Raw genomic sequence first — 5,569 nt, 5'->3', positions numbered from 1 at the left:
ATGTGGCCTGACGTGGCGTACCAGTCGCCGGAGGTCGAATCGACGCGCGTCAGTGCCTCCTCGTAGCCGAGCAGCAGCGCCTCATGGCTGGTGTAGAAATCCGTCTCGCGCAGCGCGTAGTTGGTTTCCGAAGTGATGCCGACGGCCTTCATGAAGTCCATCGTCTCGGTGATACGGTTGGCAAGAGACTCATATTTCTCGCCCTGCGGACTGTCGGAGACGAAGCCGAGCATCCAGCGGTGCACATTCTCCAGGCTGGCATAGCCGCCTTGCGCGAAGGCGCGCAAAAGGTTGAGCGTCGCCGCCGACTGGCGGTACGCCATTTCCTGGCGAGCGGGATCCGGAATGCGCGACTTCGGGTCGAATTCGATGCCGTTGATGATGTCGCCGCGATAGCTGGGCAGCGTCACCTCGCCCTTGGTCTCGTTGTCGGACGAACGCGGCTTGGCGAACTGGCCGGCAACGCGGCCAACCTTCACCACCGGCTGCGCGCCGGCGAAGGTGAGCACCACGGACATCTGCAGGAAGACGCGGAAGAAGTCGCGGATGTTGTCCGCGCCATGCTCGGCGAAGCTCTCGGCGCAATCGCCGCCCTGCAGGAGGAATGCGTCACCGGCGGCGACAGAAGCGAGCTGCTTCTTCAGCTTGCGCGCCTCACCGGCAAAAACCAGCGGCGGAAAGGTTGCGAGCTGGGCCTCCGTGTTCTTCAGCGCGGCAAGGTCCGGATAGGCAGGAACCTGCTTGATCGGCTTTGCTCTCCACGAATTCGGCGACCATTTCGTCATCGCTGCACCCAACGCTCTTTCCGGCAAGCACCCTCGCCTGCCATTTCCCGCCCCTATATGGGATGGCGGCTCCATACACGAAGCCGATTTCCTATTCTAGACCGGAATTCAAGCGCTGGCGAATGGCCTGGGCCGGCTACGCCGCCTTCTCCCCCAGCCGCGCCAACTGGGTCATGACGACCGCCGAGCCCGCCAATCGCTTCTCGGGGGTTGGCCAATCGCGCACGAAGACGACGCTGTGGTCCGGCCGGATCTTGGCCAGCGAGCCCTGCTCGCCGATGAACCGGACGAGCCCGACCGGGTTGGGGAATTCGCGCTTGCGGAAATGGATGACGACGCCCTTCGGCCCGGCGTCGAGCTTCTCGACATTGGCCTTGCGGCAGAGCGCCTTGATGAAGACGATCTTGAGCAGATGCTTGACCTCGTCCGGCAGCGGGCCGAAGCGGTCGATCAGCTCGGCGCCGAAAGCGTCGATTTCCTCGGTGTTTTCGAGATCGCCAAGCCTGCGGTAGAGCGCCAGCCGGAGCTGCAGGTCCGGAACATAGCTTTCCGGGATCATCACCGCCGTGCCGACGGCAATCTGCGGCGACCAGCCGCCATCCTGCACTTCGCCGGAATCCTTCACCTCGGCGACGGCCTCTTCCAGCATCTGCTGGTAGAGCTCGAAGCCGACCTCCTTGATGTGGCCGGACTGCTCTTCGCCAAGAAGATTGCCGGCGCCCCTGATATCGAGGTCGTGGCTGGCGAGCTGGAAGCCGGCGCCCAACGTATCCAGCGATTGCAGCACCTTCAGCCGGCGCTCGGCGGTGTCGGTCAGCTTGCGGTTGGCCGGCAGCGTGAACAGCGCATAGGCGCGCACCTTGGAACGCCCGACGCGGCCGCGCAGCTGATAAAGCTGCGACAGGCCGAACATGTCGGCGCGGTGGATGATCAGCGTGTTGGCGGTGGGGATGTCGAGACCGGATTCGACGATGGTCGTCGACAACAGCACGTCGTACTGGCCGTCATAGAAGGCATTCATGATATCGTCGAGTTCGCCCGGCGGCATCTGGCCATGTGCCACCGCCACCTTCAACTCCGGCACGGATTCCTTCAGGAAATCATGGATTTCCGAAAGATCGCTGATGCGCGGCACCACATAGAAGGAATGGCCGCCGCGATAACGCTCGCGCAGCAGCGTCTCGCGGATGACCAGGGGATCGAACGGCGAGATGAAGGTGCGCACCGCCATGCGGTCGACCGGTGGCGTGGCGATCAGCGACAGCTCGCGCACCCCGGTCAACGCCAGTTGCAGCGTGCGCGGGATCGGTGTCGCCGAGAGCGTCAGCACGTGCACGTCGGTTTTCAAATCCTTCAGCCGCTCCTTGTGCTTGACGCCAAAGTGCTGCTCCTCGTCGATGATCAGCAGGCCAAGGTTCTTGAACGAGATCGCGGAACCAAGCAGCGCGTGCGTACCGATGACAATGTCGACCTGGCCCTCGGCGATGCCTTTCTTGGTCTCGGCCAGTTCCTTGGCGCCGACCAGCCGCGACGCCTGGCCGACACGGATCGGCAGGCCGGAGAAACGCTGCGAAAAGGTCTTGAAATGCTGGCGCGACAACAATGTCGTCGGCACCACAACTGCCACCTGAAAGCCTTCCATCGCCGCGATGAAGGCGGCACGCAGCGCCACTTCGGTCTTGCCGAAGCCGACATCGCCGCAAATCAGCCGGTCCATCGGCTTGCCGGCAGCAAGATCGTCGCGCACCGAATCGATGGCCGTCTGCTGGTCGTCGGTCTCTTCATAGGGGAAGCGGGCCGCGAACTCGCCATAGAGGCCTTCTGCCGGCACCAGTGGCGGTGCGGAGCGCATCTGCCGTTCGGCGGCGATGCGGATCAGCTGCCCGGCCATGTCGAGCAGGCGCTTCTTCAGTCGCGCCTTGCGCGACTGCCAGGCGCCGCCGCCAAGCTTGTCCAGCGTCGCCTCGGCTGTGTCAGAACCGTAGCGCGACAGAAGCTCGATGTTTTCCACCGGCAGGAACAGCCGGTCGTCACCCGCATAGTGGATTTCAAGGCAGTCATGCGGTGCGCCGACCGCTTCGATGGTACGCAGGCCGATGAAACGGCCAATGCCATGATCGGCATGGACGACAATGTCGCCGGCCGACAGCGCCGAGGCCTCGGCAATGAAGTCCGAGGGACGCTTCTTGCGTTTCGAACGCCGGATCAGCCGGTCGCCCAAAATGTCCTGTTCGGCGACGACGACCAGTTTTTCGGTCTCGAAGCCGGATTCGAGCGGCAGTACGGCCAGGGCCGCCTGCCCCGGTTCGAGCTTTTCGGCTTCCGCCAGCGTCGCCACCTGCTTGAGATTGCCGAGATGGTGTTCGGCAAGGATCTGGCCAAGCCGGTCGAGCGAGCCTTCGGTCCAGCCGGCAATGACAATGCGGCGGCGCGCCGCGCGCTCATCGGCGATGTGTTTGACGACGACATCGAACACATTGGCGTTCGGATCGGCGCGCTCCTCGACGAAGCTGCGGCCGTGGCGCGAGCCGGCGTGATAGACCTTCTTGGCGCCAACTTCGGGCGCGTCGAATGGCGTGAAGTCGATCGCTTCACGCGGCCCGAGCGAGGCAATCAGGTTTTCCGGGGAGAGATAGAGCAGGTCCGGTGCGACCGGCTTGTAGGGCACGGCGTCCTTCAAGGCACCGTCCGCCTGCTTCTTGCGCGCCTCGTAATGGTCGAGGATCAGCGTGTGGCGTTCGGCCAACGCCTCATGCGCCAGATGGTCGAAGATGACAGGCGTGTCAGGCAGATAGTCGAACACCGTCTCCAGCCGCTCATAGAAAAACGGCAGCCAGTGTTCCATTCCGGCAAACCGCCTGCCTTCGCTGACTGCTGCATAGAGCCCGTCATCGCGCTGTGGAGCGCCAAAGGCTTCGATATAGGAGCGGCGGAAACGGCTGATGGTTTCGGGCGTCAGCGCCACTTCGCTCATCGCCTGCAGCGCCATCGACTTGCGCTGGCCGGTGGTGCGCTGCGTGGCGGCGTCGAAGACGCGGATCGATTCAAGCGTGTCGCCGAAGAAGTCGAGCCTGAGCGCTTCGGTCCAGCCAGGCGCGAACAGGTCGAGAATGCCGCCGCGCACCGCGAACTCGCCGATGCCACGCACGGTCGGCACGCGCTCAAAACCGGACGTTTCCAGCCGCGACACCAGTACGTTCATGTCGATCTGGTTGCCGGGCCTGGCGTGGAACGTCTGTGCCTCGACGAGATCCGCCGGCGGAATGCGCTGCAGCAGCGCATTGGCGGTGGTGAGGATGACGGCGCGGTGCGGCTTCTTCGCCAGAGCGATCATGGCGGTCAGCGCATCGAGGCGCTTGGCGGCAGCATCCGAACCGGGCGAGACGCGGTCGTAGGGCAGACAATCCCACGCCGGCAGTTGCAGCACCGGCAGGCCGGGGGCAGCGAAAGACAGCGCCTCAACGATCGCCGGCAGGCGCTGACCGTCGCGCGCGACGAACAGAACCGGCTTGTCGGGCGCGATCTCGAGTGCCGCCTGCACCAGCGCAAAGGCTTCATAGCCATCAGCGACGCCGTCGACGATGAACTGGCCGGCGCGGTCTTTCGGCAAACCGATGGTGGGAATGAGGCTCATGAAATCACGGTCTTGTTTTATCGCAATTCACTAGGGGAAGCGCTTTGCACTTTTCCTGGAATTGCTTGTGTTCAGAATGTCAGAGAATGGCGGAAAGCCAGGATCTTTTGCAGGACGGCACAATCGATATCGGCCGGCACCGGGCGTTCGCCGGTGACCATGGGCAGGAATTCGGTATCGGGAATGTCGAGGAGCCTCTCATATTGGTCGATTTCCTCGGCCGTCAAGGCGCCGATCTCAGCGTCGGCGAAAGTGCCGAGGATCAGGTCCATCTCGCGCATGCCGCGATGCCAGGAGCGAAACAGAAGCTTGCGGCGGCGGACGTCGAGCCCCTCGCTTGATCTCGTCGTTCCGGTCATCGTGCCGCATCCTTGCTTGCTGCGGCGCATATAGCGTGGATAGAAGGGGCTGTCGGCCTTGCGCTGCCGCCATCGCAACATAAGCTGACATCATGCGCCCGACCATCCTCGATCCCTTGTTTGTACCGATCACGTCGCTTGCAGGCGTCGGACCGAAAGTCGGCGCGCTGATCGAGAAGGTTGTCCCGGCCGATCTGGGTGACCGCCCCGCCCGCGCGGGCGACCTTCTGTTCGTGCTGCCGCACACCGTCATCGACCGGCGCAGCCGCCCGGGCATCGCAGGATCCGCGGAAGGCCAAATCGTGACGCTGGAGGTGCGCATCGACCGCCACCAGCCGCCGCCGCGCGGCAACAGGTCGGTGCCTTACCGCGTCTTCGCCCATGACGACACCGGCGAGATCGCGCTGACCTTCTTCCATGCTCACGCTTCCTATCTCGAAAAGGCGATGCCCGAGGGCGAGCATGTCGTGGTCTCGGGCCGCATGGAATGGTTCAATGGCCGCCCGAGCATGGTCCACCCCGACCATATTGCGCTGGCCAGCGAGGCGGAAAACCTGCCGCTGGTCGAACCGGTCTATCCCCTGACAGCCGGGCTCTCGGGCAAGGTGCTGCGCCGGGCGATCGGCCAGGCGCTGGCGCGTGTGCCTGAATTTCCCGAATGGCAGGACGGCGCCTTCATGCGCCGGCACACCTTTGCGGCCTTTGCCGATGCGCTCGCCCGCATCCACAATCCGGCCGACCCGATCGATGTCTCCATCGATGGCGCTGCCTGGCGGCGCCTGGCCTATGAC

Annotated in this window: 3 protein-coding genes and 1 pseudogene; 1 reads left to right on the top strand and 3 read right to left on the bottom strand. The window is 64.0% G+C overall.

All coding sequences use genetic code 11. The features are described 5' to 3' along the window. The 3 genes from EN893_RS16420 to EN893_RS16410 form a co-directional block, all read right to left on the bottom strand. A partial coding sequence (locus tag EN893_RS16420) for a 3-deoxy-7-phosphoheptulonate synthase (protein ID WP_164900915.1) occupies positions 1 to 785 on the bottom strand: 785 nt, incomplete at its 3' end. A 136-nt stretch (positions 786 to 921) separates the two neighbouring features. After that, positions 922 to 4,419, bottom strand: coding sequence for a transcription-repair coupling factor (mfd, locus tag EN893_RS16415; protein ID WP_128361646.1), 3,498 nt, complete (start codon positions 4,417 to 4,419; stop codon positions 922 to 924). Between the two features lie 71 nt (positions 4,420 to 4,490). Further along, the gene (locus tag EN893_RS16410; protein ID WP_027036782.1) at positions 4,491 to 4,778 is read right to left on the bottom strand and encodes a succinate dehydrogenase assembly factor 2; all 288 of its coding nucleotides are present in this window, start codon (positions 4,776 to 4,778) and stop codon (positions 4,491 to 4,493) included. Between the two features lie 92 nt (positions 4,779 to 4,870). Between EN893_RS16410 and EN893_RS16405 the strand changes: the two are divergent. Beyond that, a pseudogene (locus EN893_RS16405) lies at positions 4,871 to 5,569 on the top strand (ATP-dependent DNA helicase RecG); the annotation flags it as partial.

Source organism: Mesorhizobium sp. M7A.F.Ca.CA.004.04.2.1 (assembly GCF_004022825.1).
Classification (GTDB): Bacteria; Pseudomonadota; Alphaproteobacteria; order Rhizobiales; family Rhizobiaceae; genus Mesorhizobium.
The sequence above is the reverse complement of the archived record's forward strand: the minus strand, read 5'-3'. Positions and strand labels throughout refer to the sequence as shown.

Coding starts and splice junctions, on each gene's coding strand:
- mfd (WP_128361646.1), bottom strand. CDS start 4,419: ATGAGCCTCATTCCCACCATCGGTTTGCCGAAAGACCGCGCCGGCCAG.
- EN893_RS16410 (WP_027036782.1), bottom strand. CDS start 4,778: ATGACCGGAACGACGAGATCAAGCGAGGGGCTCGACGTCCGCCGCCGC.